Raw genomic sequence first — 26,390 nt, forward strand, 5'->3', positions numbered from 1 at the left:
TTACCAAACCCCAAACCCCAAATACCAAACACCAAATAAAAAATGACAAACACAATGTGGACAGAAATTGATGCCCATATTAGCAGGGTGACTGGTGAAAAATTTCAGAGTCAGCAAAAGCGTTCTGTGAGTGGTGGGTGTATTAACCAAGGCTATGCTGTCTCTGATGATGAACGCACTTACTTTGTGAAGCTAAATCAAGCATCTCAAGTTGCCATGTTTGAAGCTGAGGCGCTGGGGTTGGAGGAAATGCTGAATACAGCTAGTATTCGCGTTCCCAAACCCTTGTGCTGGGGTACAGCTGGCAATTCTGGCTACATTGTGTTGGAGTGGCTGGAAATGGGCGGAGGTAATACCAATTCTTGGCAAGAAATGGGGCGGAAGCTAGCAGCAATGCATAAAGCAACTAGCAGTCAAGGTTTTGGTTGGAAAATCAACAATACTATTGGTTCTACGCCCCAAATCAATACTTGGACAGCAGATTGGGCAGAATTTTATGGGAAACATCGCTTGGGTTATCAATTTCAATTAGCTAGGCGACGAGGAGGGAGTTTTCCCAAACAAGAGAAGTTATTAGCCGCTATTGCAGAATTATTGGCAGATCATCAGGTGGAACCCGCCTTAGTACATGGCGATTTATGGGGAGGGAACGCTGGGTGTACAGTTTCGGGAGAACCAGTGATATTCGATCCAGCAACTTATTTTGGCGATCGCGAAGTTGATATTGCCATGACAGAATTATTTGGTGGTTTCCCATCTGCTTTTTATCAAGGTTATAACGAAGTCTTTCCTTTAGATGCAGGTTATGAGCAGAGAAAAACTCTTTATAATCTCTATCACATTATTAATCACTTCAATTTATTTGGCGGCGGTTATGCTTCCCAAGCGAATCGCATGATTGACCAAATTTTGGGTTAGAGTTGCATAATTTGTAAAAATGTAGGGGCGTAACAGCTTATAGAATTCTTTGACCTAAAGTTACATCTCTATCTGGCTGAATTAAAACGACTTCGCCATCATCGAGAACTACGCCTAATACCAAAACTTCAGACATAAAATCTGCGATTTGGCGAGGTGGAAAGTTAGTTACAGCTAATATTAATTTGTTGAGTAAATTCTCTGGTTGGTAAAGTTTAGTAATCTGGGCACTAGATTTTTTAATGCCCAAATCACCAAAGTCTATCCAAAGTTTATAAGCAGGTTTTCGTGCTGCAGGAAAATCTTCTACTTGAATAACTTTACCAACACGAATTTCAACTTTTTCAAAATCTTCATAGGTGATTTGTTTAGGTTTGTCATTTGTCATTGGTCATTTGTTGTTTGGGGTTTGGTAATGGGTAATTGGTAATGGGTAATTGGTGTTTGTGATTTCCCCTTTTCCCTTCATCCCCCACACTGCGGGAAGCCGCAAAGCGTCTACATCTCCCTCATCTGCCTCATCCCCAATGCCCCATGCCCTATGCCCTATGCGCCATTCCCCAATCACTTCCCTATCACCTTCACTAAACCAATCCCACCAAAATAAAGGCCTAGAACTGCACCAGCTAGCAAACTTTGGGTGAGGGGGTCAGTAGAAGGTGTGAGGACAGCGCCTAAAACTACCGCACCCATAATGACGTAACGCCAACCAGAAAACATTTGTTTAGAAGAAACAATTCCTAAAGCGCCAAGTAATAGTTGAATGACAGGAATTTGAAATGCTAAACCAGTACTAAATAATAGCAACAAGACAAATTCAAAATACTTTTCTATTGACCAAAGTTGTTCTACTACATCTGCACCGTAGCTGATGAAAAACTTTAAAGCAGCAGGAATAAGTAGAAAATAGGCAAATACTAACCCTGCCACAAATAGCACGCTGGAACCTAAAACTACAGGCCCTAATAAGCGGCGTTCGCGACGAGTTAAACCAGGTAAAACGAATTGGATAATTTGGTAAAGAATGAAAGGAGTAGAAAGTACTAAACCGCTATAGGCTGCGACTTTCAAAGAAACAAAGAAATATTCCCCAGGCGCAAGTTGAAGAAATTTTACTCCCTGTGCTGGGACTTCTAATAGCTGAACAATCGGCCTGACGTATAAGAAACAGCCAACAATACCTACTGCAACAGCAATAAGCGCGTAGAAAATCCGCTGGCGTAACTCCTCTAGGTGGTCGAAAAAGGACATCTCGACTTCACCAGGTAAATCATCAAGCGGATCAGCCTCAGAATCGCTATCTACTTCCACGTCAATTTCGGCTGGAGTAGCAGTAGATACATCTGGGTATTGTTCCTGTGAATCGGACTGAGTTTCTGTGTCTAAATTTTGTGGCGACATGGTTCAGCAATTAGGCAACATTTGCTAACTATTTTACTGGGGGTTGGGGCATGGGGCATTGGGCATTGGGAATGGGTAATTGGTAATTGGTAATTGGTAATTGGTAGGTAATAGATATTTCTTCACTGCTTCCTCATCCCCCTCATCTCCCTTTTCCCTTTTTTCCTTTTTACCTTTTCCCCAGTCCCCAGTCCCCAGTCCCCAATCCCCAATCCCCATCACTTGCTGGGCAATTTGGGGTGTTCACTGGAATATTGCGCGACTAGAGCGGAAATTTCTGGGTTGTATAGTCGTAAATAATTCCAGTAGTTACCTAATACTTGACGGACGTAATTTCGGGTTTCGTCGAAGGGGATTTTTTCGACAAATTCATCTGGATCTTGTGTGGGGAGGGTTTGCAGCCATTTGGCTACGTTACCAGGGCCAGCATTGTAACTAGCGATCGCTAACAAGGAGTTATTACTATATTGCTGATGGGTATGATCCAAATACCAAGTGCCCAACATGATATTGTCGTTGGGATCTTCTAGTTTTAAGGTTTTGCTATCAACTTTGATTTGTGGGGCGATCCATTGGGCGGTGGAGGGTAATACCTGCATTAAGCCCATAGCGTTGGCGACAGATTTGGCGTTGGCTTCAAAGCGTGACTCTTGGCGAATCAAAGCAGTTACTAGCAAGGGGTTGATTTGGCGTTCTTTTGACCACTTTTCAATCTCTTGGACATAGGGGAAGGGATAACGGGCTTGCCAGTAAGTGATCTGTTGGCTAAGAGTTTGATATTCGGCTTTTTCTTCGGGAATTTCGCGGTCTTCTAATTTAGAAATGGTGTCAATTCCTAATTTATTTTCGCCTCTGGCCAGTTGCATTAAGCCTTCGGTGAATTGTTCGGCTACTGTGGGTTGGTCTTTATTGACAAATTCGGTTTCCCATTGCAACCAAGCATCTCTATCTTGTCCTAGCAAATACAATTCTTTGAAGGTTTCAGAACCGGCTGGGGGGACGGGACGCTGGGGTGGGACAACTTCAGGCTGCATTTGCCGCAGGTTATTAAAGTTACCGACATTTAGCCCTAAGACTGCTGCCGATCGCCAAGCATAATAAGAGTAAGGAAACTGGCTAATGACGTATTCATAAGCAGTTTTCGCTTCTTGTTGTTTCCCTAACTGAGTTGCCCATTTACCAACCCAAAAACCTGCTCTGGGAGCCAAAATACTGGTAGGGTTTTGAGTAGGAATTGGTTCTGCCCATTGCCACGCACCGATATAATCTTTGGCGTTGGCTTTTTCTTGGGCAATTTTCCAGCGATATTCGGCGGCTTCATCGGAATTTGCGTATTTGCCAATCAGTAATTGCCAGGCTTGGGCTGCTGATTTATTATCTTTGAGGTTTTGATAGATTTTGGCTTTTTCTACTACTGCTTGACTGGCGACATTAGGAAATTTCGCGATCGCTTGGTCAAGATAAGGTAATGCATCTTTACGGGTTTTCGCCATTTCTGCTAACCGCAGTATGGCTGTGCCACTTTCTGGGGCTTCGGGAAATTGTTGTACTAATTGTTTATAAGTTGCGATCGCTTTATCTCTTTCTTTACCTGCTACTTGCAAGCCACGTCCAGCACGGTAAAGGCTACGGGGTGTTTTGGGTGCTTTGGCGTAAGCTTTTGCGGCTTTTTCAAATTGATTGTTTGTCCAGTAGGCTGTACCAATAATTTCCCAATCTTCAGGTTTAAGAGTTGACTCCTTAGCTAAATCATCCAACACTCCTACGGTTCCAGGTTGGTCAGCTGCGTATTGGGCTAACTTTAACTGCAATTGTGGCTGTTTGGGATTTTCGTCTAAGCGCTTGCGAATAATTTCCCAGGTTAAGGGATGGGTGGGAAATTGTGCGATCGCGATATCCTGTTGTTTTGGTTGAGCAATTAAATAGATGGCTTTAACTGCGGCTGCTGTTTTGGGATATTGTTTCAACACTTTCTGCCGCAAATCTGAAGCTTTGCCATCTTCACCCAGCAAATCTTGAGCTTGTGCCTGTTTCAGTAATATATAAGGGGCGAGAATAGGATATTCTTTTTCTAACCCTTGGAGTAAAACTAGGGCTTTTTTCCCTTGGGTTCTTTCAATGTAATCACTCGCCAATAAATAACGCGCCCGTTCTCGGTCTAGGGAACGCGAATTTTCGGCGATTTCTGCTAATTTTGCCGCCCGTTCTGGTAGAGATTTGGATACCAGGGGATAAACGGCTGATTTCGCTTTGCTAGTCTCCGATATTTGTTCAGTTTTATCGTTGCCGTACTTTAGCCATTGCCCTAGGGATTTTCCAAGCTGAGGTGCTGAAACCATTGCCCCGGCTAAGAAAGCGCAGAGTCCAGCACCGACAATTACAGGAATTGGATTTTTTTTAAGCTGCTTCAGCATGAATACCCGCTGAAATTTTCAGATGAAGTCTTTGAAACTTTAACATTAGTAGCGGTCAGTGTTGTCACTTTTCCATTTTTGCTTTTAATCTGATGCACAAAGCTGTAAAGCCTGTTAATGATAGGTTGATCCCGGATTGTCATGAGTTTTAGCCCATCAGCGATCCCATCAAATCTATCTTTCAGTATAGGATAGGCTAATTTAATCGAAAATTTCGCAATTAAATACACTTAATAAAAGTTAAGTTTTATTCTTTGTTCGCTCTCAATTTGCTGGTAGTGGGCGATTCTTTTTGCCTGGAGCCTATTTGATAAATTAAATCTCCAACTTTTGATTAATGTTGTATTCACCCTAGAGTAGACACAACAGACGCAATCATCAATTTCAGCCAATTTCATAGATAATAGCTACTGAACATATTTTGATTTAGAAAAATTCCCCTTGCTGGAAAGCAAATCTTGAGTAAAATTGCTAGGTTAATATTTAGAAATAAATTGTTATTTTTTTTAATAAAAATAATTTCAAATTTTGGTAAATTATTTGGTTTAACAATTTTTATAGTAATCAATTAATGCAGATTTAATCAATTTTATCTCAGTAATTTTAGGAATAATTATCTATAAAATACTGGTAAATTTATAGCTATACAATCTTTATTGGATTATTAAACAATAGTTAAGATTAAAGCTAAAGCGAATCTTAATAATTATCAAAACAATTGCCAAAAATGCTCATAGCTTTGACTCAGCAATAAGCCTCTAGTCTCTTCTGTCAACAGGAATATACATAAGTAAGAATGATATTAATCATTAAAATATTTCTTAGGTAAGAGACCAAGAACACAAGATTTGTTTTAATCTTCAATCTATATATAAACATAAAAAACATAAGATGCCTGTAATAAAACATCTGAATTTTTCAGATTTAGGTTGTGTTCTGCGGCAGCAAATTTATCTGTCCACAGAACAGTTAACTACCCAATTAAGAGGTGCTCTCGAAACAGGAAACTGTCGGCAGAAGAGATGGAAACAACCATTACAGTTGCCTTTGAAGCAGATTGAGGAGTTACTGCACTCCTAGTCCAGGTACTTTTAATAATTAGGAGCTGAGACTGTGACTTGGGAAGCAAAGGTAAATACCCCTGCCGCCAAAATTTTCTTGGCTGACAATGGTACAGAAATGCGCGATCGCTTGCAGCAGCTGTTAAGCCAACGGTATGAGGTGCAGGTAGGAGAGGGAATAGATACCTTAAGTACAATCCAACAACAACAGCCGCTTCCTGACTTAGTCATCGCGGATGTGATGTTAGCAGGAAGCAATGAATGGGAGTGGATGCGATCGCTACGTTCCCATCCCCAAACGCAAGATTTAACTGTCTTTTTGCTGTCAGCACAGGCTGAGGAAGAGATTTGTACAGATGCATTGGCGGCTGGTGCTGATGATTATCTCAGCCAACCATTTTCTGATTCTCAATTATTGGCCAGAATTGAAGTCAATTTGAAGATGCGTCAAGTGCGCCAGGCTACCTTACTGCGCCAACAAGAATTAATAGATGAGCTAGCAGCCACCAAACAGGAAGTTACCAACATTTTAGAAAGCATGACCGATGCTTTCTATGCCTTAGATAGTAATTGGTGTATTACCTACATTAACCGAGGCGGAGAGTCCGTCATAGGTAAGCCTCGGCAGGAATTATTGGGTAAAAATCTCTGGCAGTTGTGCCCAGTATTAGTTAATACAGAAGTTTACCAGCAATATCATCGATGTCTCGTCGCCAGAGAGCCGATTCACTTTGAATTTTATTATCAACCTTGTGACTGCTGGTACGATATCCATGTTTATCCCTCTGAGCAGGGAATAACGTCATATTTTCACAATATTAGCGATAAGCAAGTAGCGCTACGCGATCGCCAGCAAGCAGAATGGGCAAAGCAAAAAAGTGAAACTGTACTCAATGCCTTTTTAACTAGTTCCCCTACCGCTTTGGCTTTTTTGGATCGCGATTGGCGTTATGTTCATGCCAATGAAGCCTTAGCAGCGATGCATGGCATTTCTGTCAGCGAACATCTCGGACGCACATTATCAGAAGTGCTACCGGAGAAAGCATCCCAAATCATCCCGATTTTGGAACAGGTGATTCAGAGTCAAGAACCTGTACTAAATCAAGAAATTCGTCAGGAAAGCAATTTATCCGGCTGCTGGCAACACACTTTAGTGAATTACTACCCAGTTTGTTTAGCGGATGGCTATGTTTTGGGAGTTGGGATTACCGCTATTGATATCACTCGCATCAAGCAAGTTGAGCAAGCTTTGCGAGAAAGTGAAGTCAGTTTGAGACAGGCGAATGAGCGTTTTGAGTTAGCAGCTAAGGCTGTTAATTGTCTAATTTATGACTGGGATGTGCCAAATGATACTGTAGAGCGAACTGAGGGCTTAACCCGGATTTTGGGCTATCAGCTAGGAGATACTCAACCCACCGGTGAATGGTGGCGGGAACTAGTGCACCCAGAAGATTTAGCCTCTGTACAAACAGAAGCAGCAGCAGCTTGGGAAAATCATCAAGAACGCTTTGCTGTAGAGTATCGAGTTCGCAAGCAAGATAACGAATATATTAATGTACTCGATCAAGGAATCGTTGTAGAGTGGGGAGCTGATGGGCAACCAAAACGTGTAGTAGGTAGCACCACAGATATTAGTCTCCAGCAAACCGCATTACGCAAACGCCAGCAAGCTGAAGCTGCGCTCAAAATCCAAGAACGGAAATACCGTTACATTTTTGAAGCCGCAGGTGTAGCAATTTTTGAAGAAGATTTTTCCCTCATCAAAACAGCATTAGATACTTTGAAAGCCCAAGGTATTGAAGATTTTGCCACCTTCTTTGCTGAACACCCTGATTTTGTAGAACAGTTAATTGGCACAGTGAGAATTGTCAATGCCAATAACGCCGCCGTCAAAATGTTTGGCGCTGAAGACAAAAATCAACTGCTGGGTTTCTTGCACCGAATATTTGTCCCAGAAACAGTAGAAGTATTTGTCCAAGAACTTTTGGTATTAGTTGCTGGGCAAAACTATTTGGAATCAGAAACAATTCTCCAAACCCTGCAAGGAAAGCAATTAAATATTTTATTTACAATTACCTTTCCGCCACCAACTGCCGAATTTGACAGTGTTTTAGTGACGATGATGGATATCACTGCTCACAGACAAGCAGAAGCAGCGGTACGCGCTAGCGAAGAACGGCTGCGGAGTTTTTTTGAAGCGAATTTAGTGGGAATTATTTTTGGTGATGAAAACGGTAGTATCCGAGAAGCTAATGATGAGTTTTTAAGAATTATTGGTTATAGTCGCACCGATTTGCAAACTGGACAACTGCGGTGGGTTGATATTACACCACCAGAATACTTTGATTGTGATGAATTGGGAATTGCGGAAGCTCACGTTAAAGGAGCCTGTACTCCCTATGAAAAAGAATTTATTCGTAAAGATGGTTCCCGAGTGCCAGTGGTTGTAGGGTATTCCTTACTACGGGAATCACGTCAACAGTCAGTAGCATTTATTTTGGATATTAGTAGCCGTAAACAAACTGAAAGGGCACTACACCAAAGCGAAGCAAGATTTCAGGCGTTTATGGATAACAGTCCAGCTGCCGCTTGGATTACTGACAGCAAAGGCAGAATAGTTTACTTAAGCCCTACGTACAGTACTACATTCAAATTATTGACGAATGACGCAATTGGTAAAAGTATTTTCGACCTCTACCCGGTAGAAATTGCAGAAAAATTTCTGAAAAATATTCAAAAGGTATCCCAGACAAATCAAGTAGTAGAAGCAATTGAACTAGCCCCCATGCCAGATGATACGACTGGCGACTTTTTAGTATATAAATTTCCCATTGCCGATCCCTCTGGGCAACGTTTAGTGGGAGGAGTCGCAGTTGATATTACTGAACGCGAACGGGCGCTACGGGAACGCCAAAAAGCAGAACAAGCCCTACAAAAGCATAGCGATCGCTTAAAGCTACTCTCAGAAACAGCCAGCGATTTGCTCTCCACCGAACATCCTCTAGAGTTGATGAGCGATTTATTCGCCAAACTCTCAGCACAGATGGATTTACAGTTTTACTTCAGCTATTTAATTGATACCCAAGACAATCGGCAAAAACTGCGGTTGAAGTCTTGGAGTGGGATTGATGATGAAATAGCATCATCAATTGAATCGCTGGAATTTGGGGAAGCAGTTTGTGGATTAGCAGCCCACACGCGTCGGCAAATTATTGTTAACAATGTGCAGCATTCTACCCATCCTAATACTCAAATACTCTGCACATTGAAGATTACAGCTTATGCAGCCCAACCGTTAATTGCGCGCGGTAAGTTAATGGGTGTACTATCTTTTGGCAGCAGTACCCGCACTCAGTTTACCCCAGAAGAAATCGCACTCTTGCAAGCCACTTCCGACCAGATTGCGATCGCCCTGGAACGTGCCGAACTGATGGCTTCATTACAGCAGCAAACAGAGCAATTAATTCAAGCTAACCGTGTCAAGGACGAATTTTTAGCAGTCTTGTCACACGAACTACGTACACCACTCAACCCTATCTTGGGATGGTCGCAATTACTGCGGACTCAAAAGTATGATGAAGCAACTACAGTTCGTGCTTTAGAAACTATAGAGCGCAATGCCAAGCTGCAAACTGAACTGATAGAAGATTTACTAGATGTTTCCCGTATCCTCCAAGGCAAGCTGAGTTTGAATATTACTCAAGTTGATTTAGCAGCAACCATCAACGCCGCGATTGAAACTGTGCGACTAGCAGCCGAAGCCAAATGCATTCAGCTACAGGTGTCAGTGCAACCAAATATAGCTCCTGTGGTTGGTGATTCGGCTCGCTTACAACAAGTCGTCTGGAATTTAGTATCTAACGCAGTCAAGTTCACCCCAAAACACGGACAAATAGAAATAGCTGTAGAATACCAAGCTTCCCAAGTGCAATTACAGGTGCGAGATACAGGTAAAGGCATTAGCCCAGAATTTTTACCCTATGTGTTTGACTACTTCCGCCAAGCCGATGGCACCAGTACCCGGAAATTTGGCGGCTTAGGGTTAGGGTTAGCCATTGTCCGCCACTTAGTAGAGTTACATGGAGGGACAGTCAAAGCCGAAAGTGGTGGAGAAGGGCAAGGGGCTACATTTACCGTCACCCTGCCAATCATCCAGCTAAATTTAGCCAGCAATCACAGCGATCCAGCAATCAATTTCTCTCCTGATTTGGCTGGTGTCAAAGTTCTCGTGGTTGATGATGAAGTCGATACTCGAGAATTAATTAGCTTCATTCTGGAAGAATCGGGAGCAGAAGTCATGCAAGCGCGATCGGCTTTGGAAGCATTACAGGCGTTAACCCACTTCCAGCCCCATGTGTTATTAAGCGACATCGGAATGCCAGACATGGATGGTTATATGCTCATCCGGCAACTCAGATCCATGCCATCAGAACTAGGCAGACAAATTCCCGCGATCGCCCTGACTGCCTATGCAGGCGAAATTAACCAGCAACAAGCCCTTTCCGCCGGCTTTCAAACCCACATTACCAAGCCCATCAACCCGTCAGACTTGGCAGCCATAATTGCTCAAGCTGTAGGGCGGAATGACTGGAGGAGTTGTTGAGGGACTGGGGATTGGGGATTGGGGACTGGGGACTGGGGATTGGGGATTGGGATGAGGGAAAAGGGGGAAAGGGGAAAAGGAGATAAATACCATTACCAATTACCAATTACCAATTACCCATTACCATGCCCAATGCCCCATGCCCCATGCCCATTTCACCTTTTCGCCAATTCTGGAGTTCTTCCTTTTAACCCAATCATCAATTTGAGAACGTTGATTTTGAGGATTGGTACTCGGCGCATAATCCATAAACCTAGGCGACGTACTAATAATACGGGGAGGAAGTTGTTAGAAAACATCCGATCTAATAAATCGGTGAAACCTAAAATTGTCAGGTTTTCTCGTTGTCGCCAGCGTTCGTAGCGTTTGAGTACTTGAATTTTGCCAATATCTTCGCCAGAGGCGTTGGCTTTTTGGATGACTTGTGCTAAAGCTGCGACATCACGAACTCCGAGATTTAAACCTTGTCCGCCTACAGGATGGCAATTGTGGGCTGCGTCACCAACTAAAGCCAATCGGGGTAAGACATAGCGATCGCTTTGCATCAGTTGCACTGGAAAAATAAAGCGATCGCCTAATAGTTTCAATTTACCCATCTGATTGCCAAAGCGACGGCTAAGTTCTGCTAAAAATTGCTCGTCATCTAATTCACATAAGGCTTTGGCTTCGGCGTGGGGAGCTGTCCACACAATGCGGCAACGGTTTCCCGGTAAAGGTAAAATCGCAAATGGCCCGCTAGTCCAGAATTTCTCGTAAGCGGTATTATTGTGGGGTTTTTCTGGTTGAACAAAGGCGACGATACAAGATTGCCAATATTTCCAACCATGAGTTTTAATGTTCGCGGCTTGGCGAATCGGCGATCGCGATCCATCTGCGGCTACCACTAATTTACTGCGGACTGTGCGGACTTCTTCAGCTACTTTAATATCTATAGTTACTATGTCCTTTTGGTACTCTGTTCTTAGTACTTCTGCTGGACATATATAAGTTACATTCGCACAATCGCGCACAAATTCTTGCAACGGGTACAACAGTGCTTGGTGTTCTGCTACATAACCCAACTCTGGCTTGCCTAAATCTGCTGTTTCAAATTCCACTACTTCTGGGAAATCAGCATCAGATAGGCGTACACGCTGATATTTAGCGATTTGAGGCAACATCTTGTCCCAAATCCCAATTCCTTGGTAAATCAGCGCCGAAAGCATATGGATTGCATAGGCTTGTCCCTTAGCAACTGCGGCTGAGGCAACTTTCGCTTCCACCAGCAGTATACTCAAGCCAGAATCTTTTAAAGCAGAGGCTAGGGTTAATCCAATAATCCCGCCGCCGACAATTACCAAATCATAGTCGTATCCCCGTTTGTCTGTGGGTATTTGGGGAGGGGTGAGAGTTTGCGGCATTGTTAAGACAAGTTACAGCATCTTAACTATTATTCTTACGCGATCGCGTGGTCTAGAGCAAGTTATCCCATTTTAGATTTTGGATTTTAGATTTTAGATTTTGGATTAATACCATTTCTCTAAATCCCGGCTACAGATAATTCTCCCCCTGCTCCCTGCCCCCTTTAACTCTTCCCCTTCTTCATGAATCTGTTTAAACAAGAAAAAACCTCGCTAATGACGAACGCGGTAGCGAGGTTTAATATTCTGAATTTTGAGCGAAGATAAATAAAGAAAAAATTGCACACAAAGCAACTATAAATATTGGCACAATTATCCAATATTTCTGAAATAAACTCTTGAAAAAGAGTAATAATTTACTTTTTATTGGTCTTTAAGTTTGTATGTTTCTTTAGATGATGTCTTAGGTGTTTGTGTTTCAAAGATTTACCACTTTTAGTTTTAGAGCTTACTAGATGATGAGTGGTGTTTTGAGTAGCAGCTTCAGCTTGGAAACTTGGTGCAGCAATAGCTACGGGTGTAGCAATAACTAAAGCCAACAATACACCTTTAGCGAATTTATTCATGGTAGCTGGAGATTTCCTTGATTCAAATCTGAACAATTTAACTATCCCAAAGGTATATGACTTTGTCTTGTTATTCCTATGAATTTTTGATGTAATTTGTTTGATAAATAAAACTTATTTGCATTATACTTTTACCAGTTTCTCACAATTTGCTTATGGCGTAATTTCCTATGTTGTGTTGACTTTTACATAGACATAAAAAAATCTCATTAATTATGGTGAATTCTTGAAATAGACAACTCAGTAAGCTGTATCTTCATGTTTAATAACAGTTCACCACAACTCAGCAACATAAGAATTGCCTTCTGGTTGAGACTTCTGTAAATCTATCTGTCGCAATTATTTTTTAAATAGGTATCACAAAGTTGCAATCTGCTGTAATTGCTCAATCAAGAATACAAAAAAACCTGCTGCTAGAGGCACCAGGTCTAAATGGTATAGTGTGTAGTTACGGGAAAATCAAAAATTAATATATATCTGCTATCAAACTTCAAGATTAGCAGTAACTGTTTCTTGCTAAAGTCTGCTGCGTAGGAGCCTCAAATCACTTGCTCTTAAACAAGCTTGTGAGTAGCAGCTAAGGCTGAAGCGAGAAATTAAGTTCGAGCTAACGCCTATCTCAGAGATGTTAATCTCATTCAATAACAGACAATATTAGTATGACAAAATACTATGCCAATATCTTGTAATTTATATGAATTTTATATGTAGATTTCTATATTATTCTCTGAAGAAATTGTTTTTGTCGATAGCTATGTCACTACGTTTCCCGGAAATGGTATGTCTGGCTATGATTTTACTATGATTTTATTTATAGAAAAATTTTATACAATTCTACTTTCCTTTTTGCTCGACAATAAAAATTACAGTATTTGCAACTTTGAATGAGATTTGAGAAAAAGCTTGCAGGGTAAGGGTTAAATGTTTTTTCTGGGATTTCTCCTTTTTCCCCTTATCCTGGCACCAAGCATTGTGTGTTCTCGGTTCTCTTAGAGGTTGTTCATTACTCTGGTGACACTGTTCTAATAGCCATAGCAAATATTATCTACTAGATAATATTCTGAGCAAAAAAATGTTGACTAGGGCTGAAAGTGCGAAAACGGCTACAGGATGAAATAAATTTGGTGAGGATTCATATATATATGAACAATCAAAGCATCCCATAGCCTTATGTCAAAAGTTTGCAATTTCTATGAAATTTGTATGTCTATTTTTAGCAATGTGATTTAGACAACAAATTAATAAATATTTAACTAAACCATACTCAAAGCCATCAGGTTTTCTGCCATTTCAAAATTAGATGTGACATTTTGTACATCATCCAACCCTTCTAAAGTATCAATTAATTTCAGAAGCGATCGCGCCTGATCGGAATCTGTCACTTCTACAGTATTACTAGGAATCCAGCGCAATTCCGCATCAGTTACTTTAAAGCCTTTATCTTTGAGGGTTTTGTTGAGAGTCTCTAAATTTTCTACTTCACTAAAAACTTCCGCCATTTCATCTTCAGCCATTTCGTAAGACTCAGCCCCACCTTCTAAGGATGCTTCTAAAAGCTGTTCCTCATCAACTACGCCTTGGACTGTACAAACGCCTTTTTGGTCAAACATCCAGCTAACACAACCAGTTTCACCAAGATTGCCACCATTTTTACTAAAAGCCACACGTAAATCCGCAGCAGTACGATTACGATTATCTGTGAGGGCTTCAATCAAAATCGCTACACCACCAGGGCCGTACCCTTCATAGCGAATCGCCTCAAAATTAGAGTTATCACCGCCAAATGTCCCCGCACCCTTAGCGATCGCCCGTTCAATATTATCATTGGGAATACCAGCCGCCTTGGCCTTATCAATCGCAGTCCGCAGTTGAAAATTCCCTGCTGGATCTGGAATACCGCTTCTAACCGCCACAATAATCGCCCGTGACAGCTGAGTGAAGGTCTTTCCCCTTTTGGCATCCACAACCGCCTTCTGGCGCTTAATATTTGCCCATTTACTATGTCCTGCCATAACCTAAACTTACCTAGACTCTATCTCCAGATTAAGATATAGGTGGGCATTGGGCATTGGGCATTGGGCATTGGGCATTGGGCATTGGGGATGAGGGAGATGAGGGGGATGAGGAAGCAGGGGAGAAATTTCCATTACCCATTACCCATTACCCATTACCAATTACCAATTACCCATTACCCATTACTCATTACTCATTACTCATTACTCATTACTCATTCCCCATTCCCCATTCCCTAACTTAAGATGATTGTGCAATCTGAGAATAAGGTGTAAAAAGTTGAGGCGATCGCTTTTGATAATTGATGATTAATCAAGGCTATGTACAACTTTTTTTCGTCTCCTCACCATCCTCAGCGAAACAGTAAGAGATTTTCTCGCCACCTCAAACGCTGGTTGCTGTTGATGCTTGTAGGCGTATTAGTTGTCACGGGATGTCAAGTTATCCAAAGGCAAGTCGCAGATGCACAGGTGGTTCATATAACTTTATGGCAAGGGGTGAATCCACCGCCAAATAGGGATGTATTGCAAAAACTGGTAGATAAATTTAACCAAACTCACCCCAAAATTCAAGTAGAGTCGCTGTATGTGGGACAGCAGGATCAGCAAATGCCAAAAATTTTGGCAGCTGTAGTAGGTAATGCACCGCCTGATTTATTGTGGTACAACCCAACCATTGCTGGTCAATTAGTAGAACTTGATGCTTTAACTCCTTTGGATGAATTGCTAGAAAATTCCCCCATTAAAGACGAAATTGACCCCACATTATTTACATCAATGGAATATGAGGGCAAGATTTGGTCAGTTCCCTTTGCCACAAATAATGTTGGCGTTTTTTATCGTCCCAGTTTGTTCAAAGCTGCAGGAATTGAAAAATTACCCCGGACTTGGCAAGAGTTACGACAAGTAGCCAAGAAATTAACTCGCGATACCAATGGCGATGGGCAAATTGATAGTTATGGGATGCTGCTACCTTTGGGGAAAGGCGAATTTACTGTATTTACCTGGTTACCCTTTATGTGGAGTGGCGGTGGTGAATTAATTGGTGGGGAATCACAGCAAGCCGCAAGTGTAAATTTAAAAGATAATCAAGGTGCGATCGCAGCTTTGCAATTTTGGCACGATTTGATTGCCGATGGTGCCGCTATGCTATCCGAACCTGAACGAGGTTATGAAATTAACGCCTTAGTTAGCGGTAAGGTTGCTATGCAAGTTACAGGCCCCTGGAGTTTGGGAGAATTCCAACAAAGTGGTGTAGATTTTGGTGTCTTTCCTATTCCCATTCAACAAAATCCTGCCACTAGTATTGGTGGTGAAAATTTGTTCTTATTTAAAACCACACCAAAACAGCAACAAGCCGCCTTTAAGTTTGCTGAGTATGCTGTTAGTGAAGCATTTCAAACCGAACTAGCCTTGGGAACTGGCTATTTACCTGTAAATTTAAAATCCCGCAAAAGTGCTAAATATCAAACATTTACTGAAAAATTCCCGCAACTGAAGGTCTTTTTAGACCAAGCAAAATATGGGCGATCGCGTCCTATTTTTCCCAATTACACCAGGATTTCTGATAATTTAGGTAGGGCAATTGAATCTGTATTGTTGGGTAAAAATTCGCCAACCGAAGCCCTAAATATTACCCAGCAACGTTTAGATTTAATTTTTAAATGATACAAAACTGAGTGCAGTAATACAGATAAGATACATGGCTCTTATTTGATTGTTGAAATTATGCGCGTAATGCGTAGGATGCGTTAGCGATAGCGTAACGCATCTCTGGTCTAAATTTTCGTGCGTTCCTAGTAATTGATACCATTTTGAAACAAGAACGCCACAGATGGGTAGGGGCACGGCAACAGTAAGATATTGGATATACCAAAAGATTGTGGATGCCGTGCCCCTACAAAGAATTTATCTGTCGCCAACATTATTTAAATTGGTATGAGACTTTTTCATAACTCAAATCTTCTTCCTAGATAATTCCAAATTTTTTACAGTTTTTCATAACTTCTTTGTAATTAAAATATCTTTTTTTTCTTTATTTTCATAGTAATTATTGGCAATACCAATTGTTGTTATTTAAAGCCTCTTAATGACAGAGGTTTTAAAAGTTTTGGCTGTCAAAAAATTTTCTTATCTTTGAGGAAAAATTACTTATGCCCCTTGAGTATACTAATCAAAAATCATTAACTGATAACGGGCTAAATGTCACTCCTATCTCCTCAGTAGATACTTTTAATCCTCGAGATAACTACAGCTTAAACAACAGTAGCCGTAGTAGTTTTGACGCAACAATTAATAGTAACGATACTTTTAATACCCAAAGTTACGACTCTGCTACAGGCTATGGTCTGGTAAATGCGTCAGCAGCAGTTGCTAAAGCTATTGGTCAAAATACCTTTGCTGATGTTCCTAATGTTGGTGGCGAAAATTGGGGTGATGACTTTGTCAAAGCACCAGAAGCATGGGCGAGAGGATATACAGGTCAAGGCGTTGTAGTTGCTGTTCTAGATACTGGGGTTGACTACAACCATATAGATTTAAGAAATAATATTTGGACTAATACCAGAGAAATTGCTGGTAATGGCATAGATGATGATGGTGATGGCTACATTGATGATATTCACGGTTGGAACTTTATAGAAAGCACCAATGAAGTCATCGATAGAAATGGTCATGGTACTCATGTTTCTGGCACCATTGCTGGAGAAAATAATGGTGTTGGTGTGACTGGCGTTGCCTATAATGCCAAAATTATGCCTGTAAAAGTTCTTAATGATGCTGGTTCAGGTTCAGTCAGCTCGATCGCTAATGGTATTTACTATGCTGTCAATCAAGGAGCAAATGTAATTAATCTCAGCCTTGGAAGCAACTTTCCTAACAGCACTCTAGCATCAGCCATCGAATATGCGAGCAAAAAAGGCGTAGTTGTGGTGATGGCTGCTGGTAATAATGGTCTACCCGTCATATCTTACCCCGGCAGTTATGCTGATCAGTGGGGACTAGCGGTTGGAGCTGTAGATCAGAACAATAACATTGCTGACTTTTCTAACCGACCAGGAATCTCGCAACTCGCCTACGTCACAGCACCAGGAGTAAATATCTACTCATCATTACCTGGTGATCAGTATGGTTATTATAGTGGTACTTCAATGGCAACTCCCCACGTCGCTGGGGTAGTAGCTTTAATGCTGAGTGCTAATCCGCTGCTAACAGATGCTCAAGTACGTCAAATTATCACACAGACTGCTGGAAATAATGGCTCAGATCCAAACCTAGGTCTCAGTGCTGGTTCCTTGATTAGTCAGTTTATTGCAGATATAGCAGCTAATAGTACACAACTATCTACTTCTAGCTTTAATGTTAGCCCCCTCAATGATAATCATCTGGCTGATTTCAGCCTGGATCTTACCTCAGAGGCTGAAAGCAATTATAATTTTCAGGCTGCTAACTGGTCACAATTGCGATACTATGAGAGCGATTTCAATAGCAGCAGTTACAACAGCTTAAAAGATCAGCCAAAAAATGATGATGAACCAGCAACTGATATAGAAAAAATTCTGCGACAATTCCAAGAACAGGTGGATGAATTGCGGAAATGGTTCGTTAACATTTAGCCTAATGACGTAGCACCAACTTCAGCAAGCACTGCTGTCCAGATCCCTAACTTTTTGAAAAAGTCGGGGATCTAAATCTTGGCAAAGTGAGTGGTGTTGACCCCTACCCATCTCTCGCATTCTTGATTCAAATTAGTATAAGCACACCAGCCCTTCAAAGTGCAGTACTCAAAATCTTTACTATGCGATCGCTTACGTATCCATAAATGAAAGCCATCGACAGATAAATTTTCCCATTTTATTGGTTTTTGTATAAAAATTTACATTTAGAAATTTTATTTTGATAAATTTTATATTTAAGTATCAAAAATATTATATTTTTCAGCAATAATACGCAATAAAATCTTAATAATAATTTAAATTAATACATCAGCCTTTTTTGACGAATTTATCAGTGTTCTATTCATTGAAAGTGACGCGAAAGTCTATCCTCTTGTGGGTGGATATAGACTTTCGCGTCGCTTTGGGCATAGCGCATAGGGCATTGGTAAATTCTTAACTATGACAGCAGTTGCTTGAAACACCGCCCACGCAACTCTTCTTTGCAACGCACTGTCTCCCTACCCCCTTTTGGATGGAGTTTCTCATCAGCTTTATTGTTGCCTGAATATCTCATCCAATCTTGTCCATGAATGAATGTGATATTTACTGAATACTATTGTTAATTTAAGACATTAGGTATCAAGTATAAATATTGATTGCCGAATTTAAAAATAGAAATAGCGCCATATTTTGGCTGAATTATTATTGGCAAATAACGAAAATATACTGATAAATCATCATATTTTTATTGAAAAATGGGCAGGTATACCCAGGCTATTTCGCATTAATACAGCGCAGAATCAAATCAATTCTGTCTGTTTTTTTCCTTATGAAACCTTTAGCTAGCAAGGTCTTCAAGGGTGTAATTTAAGCCAATAATATAGGTATATTTATGCCTTCTGACAATGCAGGTAATACATTAAATACAGCTTTAGGTTTCAATCTTAATTCCGGCACCCAAAGCTTCACCGATTGGGTGGGAGTTGGAGATACTAACGACTACTATGGTTTGAATTTCACTAGTCGCAGTGCCTTAAGTGTTTGCCTCAATAATTTGAGTGCCGATGCGAATTTAGAACTACTCAACAGTAGTGGTGGATTGATTGCTAGCTCGGCCAATTCCAACAGTATATCTGAATCAATTAATAGTATTCTGGATGCTGGAAGTTATTACATTCGAGTTTACCAAGGTACTAATAATTCTGAGACTAATTACAGTCTTTCTGTATCAACTCAAAACCATCAAACAGACTTAGTGTGGCGTAACTCTGCTACAGGGCAAAACGCCTTGTGGTACATGAATAATGATACACTTCTCAACGGCGTGTTCTTTAATGGTGTTACCGATACTAGTTGGAAAATTGAGGGAAGTGGTGATTTCAATAATGATGGTCATTCAGATATCGTCTGGCGTAACTCTGCTAACGGGCAAAATGCCTTGTGGTATATGAATGGTGAACAACTCCTCAGCGGTGTGTTCTTTAATAGCGTTTCTGATACCAACTGGAAAATTGAGGGAACGGCTGATTTTAATAATGATGGTTACTCAGATATCGTCTGGCGCAATTCTGCTACAGGGCAAAATGCTTTGTGGTATGTAAAGGGCGATCAACTCCTCAGCGGTGTGTTCTTTAATAGCGTTTCTGATACCAACTGGAAAATTGCAGGAACGGGTGATTTCAATAAGGATGGCTACTCAGACATCGTGTGGCGCAATTCTGCTAACGGGCAAAATGCCTTGTGGTACATGAAAGGCGATCAACTCCTCAACGGTGTGTTCTTTAATAGCGTTGCTGATAGTAACTGGCAAATTCAGGGAACGTCTGATTTCAATAATGATGGTTACTCAGATATCGTCTGGCGCAACTCTGCTACAGGGCAAAATGCCTTGTGGTACATGAGTAGCGCTCAACTCCTCAACGGTGTGTTCTTTAATGGCGTTTCCGATGCTAACTGGCAAATTACTGGCGTTAGCACTAACTCGAGCGAACCAACTCCTATTGATGTTGCTGGAAATACCACTGCTAATGCTTTTAAGATGGGTACAGTGACTGGTAGTGGCAATTTCCGCGATCGCCTCAGTGCTGTTGACTTGAATGATTATTATGAGTTCAACTTATCAACTTATAGCGACTTTAACCTCTCACTGAACGAATTAACTGCAGATGCTAATGTGCAACTGCTGAACAGTAATGGAGCAGTGATTCAAACTAGTACCAATCCTGGCTCGACAGCAGAATCTATGAGTCTTAAATTAGGTGCGGGTAACTATTATATTCAAGTTTATCAATCGGGTAGTACTGCCACTAACTATAATTTGACTGTTTCTGCTACTCCCTCAACAGATCCAGGTAATTCTTTAGGTAATGCTGAAGTAGAAAACTCAGCCGTTTTCTCACGGAGTGAACAAGTCAGTGCTACAGATATTAATGATTTTTACCGTTTTAGTGTGAATCAGTCTGGTGTGTTTACAGCAAACTTGACTGGTTTAACTGGTGATGCTGATGTTCGCTTAATTAAAGATATTAATGGAAGTGGTGCGATTGATACTGCTCAACTCTACAACTCTACAACTGGAGTTTTAGATACTGGAGAGATTCTCGCTTGGCAATGGGAACGTGGTACTACTAGCGAATCTATTCGTCGGTTTTTGGATGCAGGTAATTATTATCTGCAAGTAATGAGCTATAACAATCAAACTGCTAACTATAATCTCAGCACGGACTTTACCCCTACTGCTAGCGATAATCTGAGTTTTTCTCTTAGTCCTTCCTTTGCTAGCAACATCAACGCCACTGCACAAGCTACGATTCAAAAGGCAATTAATTTCTGGAAAAATGCGATCGCTTATAGCAGTTTCAATTCTGCTCAAACTTTTGCATTAACAGTTGTTGAGGATACTTCCATCACTGGCAGTACTTTAGCTCAAGGTAATTATTTAACTACAGCAACAGATGCTAAAGGTCATATCATACCGACTTCTGGGCAATTAACACTCAGTAGTAGCTATCTCAATACCTTAAATACGGTTGCTAATTATACTCCAGATATCATTATTCACGAAATTGGTCACGCTTTAGGACTTGTGGGCTTACTCAACAGTTCCTCTGTTGATACAGCTACGGGAACTTATAAAGCTAATACCTATGCAGGCTGGGCTTATGGGGAATTAAGAGGAACATTTAGCCAAACAGCTATTCCCATGACAACGGGTATCGGCGAAGGTTCCGACTATATCCATTGGAAAGAGGAAGTCTTTGGTAGCGAAACCATGACTCATATCACTAAAGGCGCAGCCTCGTCCTTTAGCCAATTGTCTCTGGCGGCGCTGCGAGATATTGGTTGGAATGTTAACTTTGGTGCAGCCCAACCTTATAGTTTGCCTTTAGGTGGAACTCAAAGTTCCCTGGCTAACGTGGTTTATAACTATAACAATGGCAATGTCGTAGCCGCAGGGACTAGTTTTACAGGCGGATATTATTCCCATGTCGTCAATAGCGAATTTACTGACCGACTCCACCACATTCAACTAGGTGGTACAGGTACGATATCAGTAACTCTCAATAACTTGACTGCGAATGCAGATATGAGCTTAATTTACGATGCCAATAATAATGGCTTGATTGATACAGGAGAAGTCATCGCCACTTCTGCGAATACTGGTACTACATCAGAATCGTTTAATCTCTCTAATCTAGCTGCAGGTAATTACTATATCGATGTTTATGCCAGCAACTATCTAGATTCTCTGGGTAACAAGCTGTTAGTGGATAGTAGTTACAAGTTGAATTTTAACAAGGTGGCATCAGCATAGAGCTGCAAGACATTTGGTTAAGGGGAAAAGGGGAAAGGGGAACGGTTTGATTGCCCTTTTCCCTTTCCCCTTTTTACCAAATACAAGGAATATCAAAACTTATACCGTTTTGAAACAAGAACGCGACAGATGGGTGGGGGCACGGCACCTGTAAAATATTTGATATACCAAAAGATTGTGGATGCCGTGCCCCTACAAAAAATTTATCTGTCGCAAATATTATTTGAATTGGTATTAATACAAGGAATATCAAAACTTATACCGTTTTGAAACAAGAACGCGACAGATGGGTGGGGGCACGGCACCTGGAAGATATTTGATATACCAAAAGATTGTGGATGCCGTGCCCCTACAAAAAATTTATCTGTTACAAACATTATTGGAATTGGTATTAGCCAAAAGCTATTGAATTCTCATCCCAATACTACAAGGGATAGCGGTTTGAACTCAAAATTAGTTAAGGGAAAAAGGTTAAAGGTTTTTTTCCCTTTTCCCATTCCCCTTTTTACCCTTAACCGAAAATTATTGATTCTCATCCTATCTTACAGAAAAAGCCTCGCTAAAGCGTCGGGTTACTGGTTCCATAATGAATGTTAAAACCGACTTTTTACGAGTGACAATTTCACCATTAGCAGCCATCCCTGGAGTAAATGCAACTTCTTGACCCCGGACGGTAATTGAGTGTTTATTAAGCTTAATTCTGGTGGGGAATACTAAACCTAATTTTTCATCAGTAACTGCATTGGGGCTAACTTGCACAACTTCACCTTCAATCACACCAAATTCTTGAAAGGGAAAAGTTGCCATTTTTACCTTTGCCTTCATCCCCTCGCGGATAAATCCGATATCGCGGTTGAGGACTTTGACTTCTAGGAGCATTTCTTCCCCTTCTGGCAAAATCGAAAGTAACTCTTCACCAACTTGTACTGGCCCTTTTGTGGCTTTAATTTTGTAAATTGTGCCAGCAAAGGGGGCTTTAATTGTTTCATCGTCTTCTTGCTTTTTAGCTTGTTCTAATTGCCCAGCAACATTGGTAAGTTCTTCTTTGCGCTTGTTAATTTGGGAGAGAATTTCACTTTGGCGTTCTGAAGCTAAACGCTGTGCTTGATTGCGTGCAGCTTGATAAGCTTCTTCGGCTTGGCGAATTTCTTGGGCTTGGGCGGCGATATCTTTTTCTAAGGATGTAACTCTATCTTGCGCCTCGATAATTTTATTTTGAGCGTTAGTTACTTCATCTTTAGCCCTAGTAATTTCTGTAGTAGCCCGATTTAATCTTTCTTGCGCCTCTAGGTAATCAACTCTGGGTACAGCACCAGGAGTCATCAAAGTGCGTAGGCTTTGTTCTCGTTTTTGAGCGATCGCCAAATTATTTTCTGTTTTCAAACTGATAGTTTTTGCGTTAATCAAGTTAGTTTTGGCGTTAGCTAAACTAGTTTTGGCATTGACGAGGTTTTCTTGTAACCGATTGAGTCGCACTTTAGCCTGAGCCATAATTGCTTGCTGGCGATTGGCTTCCGCTTCCGCAGTTGCTTGACGCGCTTGGAAGTTTACCAACCGCGAGTTTAACAACTCATCTTGGATTTTTGTCCCAGTACTTTTAACTCCCACACGTTCAGCATCCAAACGCTGTAAGTCTTCTTGAATCAACTGAGTAGATTTAGCTAGGCGATTCACATCGCTTTGTTGTAAATCTGGATCGCGTTGAATTAAAACTTGATCCTTATTAACGCGATCGCCTTCTCTAACTTTAATTTTAATAATGGTGCCACCACCTAAAGAGGTGAGAGGCCGGACTTGTGTAGATGCAATTAATTCCCCTGAGGCGATCGCTACTTCATCAATTTCCGAGAAATGTGCCCATGCGATCGCGCCAAATACAATGAGGCTCACCGTTCCCGCCAACAATCTAGTGTATAACGGTGGCAATTCCTGTACTGCCTTACCCAATTCATAAGACAATTGTTCATCTGGTTTTGCAAATCGCTCTTTTGTCTGACGCGCTTGAGTAGCACTCGCAACTAGGGAATATTTCATAGAAGTTTTGTTATTTGTCATTGTCATTGGGAATGGGGCAAGGGGCATTGGGCATGGGGTAAATTGGTAATTGGTAATGGGATTTGTCGTTTATTGTTTCTCCCTCATCCCCAGTCCCCAGTCCCCAATCCCCAATCCCTTATTCCTCAAACAGCTAAATAGCGCCGCACAAAATTTTCTAAAGTCTCCAATTTAAAGTTAAAAATCTTTTCTAAATTGGTTATCTCCTCTTTTGTGCAGAAAAATTCATTGGCGAGTAAAGTCCGATAGGTTCCCAAAGCTTGTTGTGTTTGGGGATTAAATAAACCCAAAGCGCTGCGTAATCCATCAATAGCAAATAGGGGTGCATTAATTACTATTGGCTGTTTGTTGAAGATGCGACCAAAAATTTGCGGAATATCGCCACGGGTTAAAATCTCAGGCCCTCCTACTGCTAAAGTTTGGTTACGAGCGCCTTCAACTGTCAAAGAATCGACCGCTATTTTAGCTAAATCATCTGTACTGACAATCGAAGTCCGATTTTTGGGATCGCCAATTAGCAGATACAACCCTGTTTCACGAAACCGTTCTGCTAATGGTAGCAAGTTTGATGCTAATCCGGACGGACGTAAAATAGTGTAGTTCACGCCACTAGCTTCTAGATATTTCTCTACAGCGCGTTTAGCTTTGAACACAGGCGCATCTTCATAGCCTCTGTCAGCACCCAGTACGGAAATCAAAACAAAATGCTTTACTCCACTAGCTTTTGCTTGGTCAATTAGCTCAATATTGGCGCGGTAGTCTAAGGATAATGCATCACTACCGGAACCGTGAGTGCTGATAATATAATCAACACCTTTACAAGCTTGTTGAATATCCTTATCTTGCCGTAAATCACCAATGAAGATTTCGGCTCCTCGGTGTTCTAATTCGCTGTAACGGGAACTCAGACGCACAAATGCTCGCACTGATTTCTCTTGTTGGCGTAATAGTCGCACGACTCTGCGACCAATTCCCCCGGTGGCTCCAGTGACTAGAATCATAGAATGACCTTATATCAATATTTGCAGTTTTGATAGTTGTCGGAAAGCTTGGTAGGCGCTCGATCAATGCTGGAACATGAAATCAGCTATTCCACATGGCAATTGCATCAATTATTTGGGTAAAATGCCCATCTTCATAAGATTTTGACGGCATAGATATATGCAAATTAGATGTGTTTTAGCCCATGAGCATATTTATTTAGTTAATCATCATGCTCAAGATATCCTCACACTCACTATAGGAATAAGTCGCACTTTATCTATCTTAATAAATGTAGGTTGCAAAAATTTAAGATGCTTGAGTCGCTAAATTCTGTTCGCTCTCTAACAATGTATTAGTCGCATTCAGGACAATTTGCGCTGCACCTGTGAAAAACGATCGCTCGATATTCGCTGGTGTATCAGTAGGCTCATGGTAATGGGGAGTCCGCAGATTAGCTGTATCGGTTACCAATACAGCACCAATTCCTTGATACCAAAACGGCGCATGATCGCTGCGTAGGGTGTCTGGTGCAACCAAGCCTTTAAGAGGAATAGGCAATTTCAGCACTGCTGGGAGATTGGTATCTGCTTTATTTACAGCAGTTGGGGAGATTGTTTGCGAGTTTTGAAAGGCATTCAATAAAGGTAAATGTTCTGTATCACCAATTACTGCTAAAAAGTCGCCTTTATCGCTGGGTGGTGTAACTGGTAAACCTGTAGGATATTGCTGACATCCGGCAGTGTAGCAAGCATAACCCACCATATCCATAACGATGACACCGCGGAGGTTTTGCAACCGTTCTACTTTGCTCACAAAAGCTTTACTACCTAAAAGTCCGCCTTCTTCGCGATCAAAAAAAGCTAGTTGCAATGTTCTGGGTGTGGGACGTGAACCAAGAATTCTGGCAACTTCTAGTATTACAGCTACGCCACTAGCATTGTCATCAGCCCCAGGAGAGACAGCAACTGTATCATAATGCGCTCCCACTAAAATTGCGCCCGCGGCTTTTTTAGTTCCTGGGCGTTCAGCAAAAATATTTATCCCCTCAGAGAATTTTTCTAACTTAGGTGTCCAGCCTAATTTTCGTAGTTCAGTTGTAATATAAGTGCGAGTGCGCGATCGCGCTGCGATCGTGTGGCGTGGAAAATTCAAATTTTGAATATGGCGCAATAGCTTGTCAGCAGACACTTGCAAATCATTAGCTACTGGCAAATACTCCTGTGTCGGAGTCTTTTCGGCTGAGATGCGCTCAACAATTACCGATGATGAAGGTCTATCAAATAACTGATTTTTCGCAGTACCTTTGCTACTTACAATTACAACTACCACCAAAAGCAACAGCGCCAGCCAAATCCATTTTTTCATGTGGGTTGATCCTTGCTTCTCAGACTCTTAAGGTAGCGCAAACAGCAAGTTTGACAGCTCGTCTTTTGACAGAGTCAACCATTTCCCCTAAATTTCCGCATTAGGTAGTGCTGAGTTCTGAGTTGGAGAGACGCGATTAAT

General features: G+C 41.3%; 15 protein-coding genes. 6 read left to right on the top strand and 9 right to left on the bottom strand.

The genetic code is table 11. From position 1 onward, the window contains the following. Positions 1-54: 54 nt before the first annotated feature. On the top strand, positions 55-918 hold the full coding sequence (locus AACU25_RS26320) for a fructosamine kinase family protein (RefSeq protein ID WP_096580726.1): 864 nt from the start codon (positions 55-57) through the stop codon (positions 916-918). Between the two features lie 37 nt (positions 919-955). On the opposite strand, the gene AACU25_RS26325 is transcribed toward AACU25_RS26320, so the two are convergent. The 3 genes from AACU25_RS26325 to AACU25_RS26335 all read right to left on the bottom strand — a co-directional run bounded on the left by AACU25_RS26325 (position 956) and on the right by AACU25_RS26335 (position 4,733). Next, a complete protein-coding gene (locus tag AACU25_RS26325; RefSeq protein ID WP_096580728.1) occupies positions 956-1,306 on the bottom strand; it encodes a tRNA-binding protein in 351 nt (116 codons plus the stop codon). Positions 1,307-1,482: 176 nt separating this feature from the next. Further along, complete coding sequence (gene tatC / locus AACU25_RS26330; protein WP_096580730.1) at positions 1,483-2,319, bottom strand: twin-arginine translocase subunit TatC; 837 nt, start codon at positions 2,317-2,319, stop codon at positions 1,483-1,485. Positions 2,320-2,537: 218 nt separating this feature from the next. Then, positions 2,538-4,733 (bottom strand): lytic transglycosylase domain-containing protein, encoded by a 2,196-nt coding sequence (locus AACU25_RS26335; protein ID WP_096580734.1) that lies wholly within the window; start codon positions 4,731-4,733, stop codon positions 2,538-2,540. A gap of 891 nt (positions 4,734-5,624) precedes the next feature. Between AACU25_RS26335 and AACU25_RS26340 the strand changes: the two genes are divergently transcribed. Then, on the top strand, positions 5,625-5,813 hold the full coding sequence (locus tag AACU25_RS26340) for a hypothetical protein (RefSeq protein WP_096580738.1): 189 nt from the start codon (positions 5,625-5,627) through the stop codon (positions 5,811-5,813). Positions 5,814-5,846: 33 nt separating this feature from the next. After that, entirely contained in the window at positions 5,847-10,397 is a 4,551-nt protein-coding gene (locus AACU25_RS26345) for a PAS domain S-box protein (protein ID WP_096580740.1), read from the top strand. 155 nt (positions 10,398-10,552) lie between these two features. Here the strand turns inward: AACU25_RS26345 and AACU25_RS26350 are convergent, their stop codons facing one another. The 3 genes from AACU25_RS26350 to AACU25_RS26360 form a co-directional block, all read right to left on the bottom strand. Next, positions 10,553-11,797, bottom strand: coding sequence for an FAD-dependent hydroxylase (locus AACU25_RS26350; RefSeq protein ID WP_096580742.1), 1,245 nt, complete (start codon positions 11,795-11,797; stop codon positions 10,553-10,555). A 356-nt stretch (positions 11,798-12,153) separates the two neighbouring features. Continuing rightward, complete coding sequence (locus AACU25_RS26355; RefSeq protein WP_096580744.1) at positions 12,154-12,363, bottom strand: hypothetical protein; 210 nt, start codon at positions 12,361-12,363, stop codon at positions 12,154-12,156. 1,253 nt (positions 12,364-13,616) lie between these two features. Continuing rightward, entirely contained in the window at positions 13,617-14,375 is a 759-nt protein-coding gene (locus AACU25_RS26360) for a YebC/PmpR family DNA-binding transcriptional regulator (RefSeq protein ID WP_096580748.1), read from the bottom strand. Positions 14,376-14,780: 405 nt separating this feature from the next. Between AACU25_RS26360 and AACU25_RS26365 the strand changes: the two genes are divergently transcribed. From AACU25_RS26365 to AACU25_RS26375, 3 genes are all read left to right on the top strand, one after another. After that, positions 14,781-16,043 carry an ABC transporter substrate-binding protein gene (locus tag AACU25_RS26365; RefSeq protein WP_321206708.1) on the top strand — a complete coding sequence of 421 codons (1,263 nt, stop codon included), beginning with the start codon at positions 14,781-14,783 and terminating at the stop codon, positions 16,041-16,043. 485 nt (positions 16,044-16,528) lie between these two features. Next, positions 16,529-17,989, top strand: coding sequence for a S8 family serine peptidase (locus tag AACU25_RS26370; RefSeq protein ID WP_096580752.1), 1,461 nt, complete (start codon positions 16,529-16,531; stop codon positions 17,987-17,989). 934 nt (positions 17,990-18,923) lie between these two features. Beyond that, positions 18,924-21,845 carry a pre-peptidase C-terminal domain-containing protein gene (locus AACU25_RS26375; RefSeq protein ID WP_096580753.1) on the top strand — a complete coding sequence of 974 codons (2,922 nt, stop codon included), beginning with the start codon at positions 18,924-18,926 and terminating at the stop codon, positions 21,843-21,845. Positions 21,846-22,382: 537 nt separating this feature from the next. Here the strand turns inward: AACU25_RS26375 and AACU25_RS26380 are convergent. The 3 genes from AACU25_RS26380 to AACU25_RS26390 form a co-directional block, all read right to left on the bottom strand. After that, on the bottom strand, positions 22,383-23,879 hold the full coding sequence (locus AACU25_RS26380; protein WP_096580755.1) for a beta-barrel domain-containing protein: 1,497 nt from the start codon (positions 23,877-23,879) through the stop codon (positions 22,383-22,385). A gap of 146 nt (positions 23,880-24,025) precedes the next feature. Continuing rightward, a complete protein-coding gene (locus AACU25_RS26385) occupies positions 24,026-24,901 on the bottom strand; it encodes an SDR family oxidoreductase (protein ID WP_096580757.1) in 876 nt (291 codons plus the stop codon). A 289-nt stretch (positions 24,902-25,190) separates the two neighbouring features. Further along, positions 25,191-26,249, bottom strand: a complete 1,059-nt coding sequence (locus AACU25_RS26390) for a M20/M25/M40 family metallo-hydrolase (RefSeq protein WP_096580759.1) — start codon at positions 26,247-26,249, stop codon at positions 25,191-25,193. Positions 26,250-26,390 lie beyond the last annotated feature (141 nt).

This window comes from Tolypothrix tenuis PCC 7101 (genome assembly GCF_963874875.1).
GTDB lineage: Bacteria > Cyanobacteriota > Cyanobacteriia > Cyanobacteriales > Nostocaceae > Aulosira > Aulosira tenue.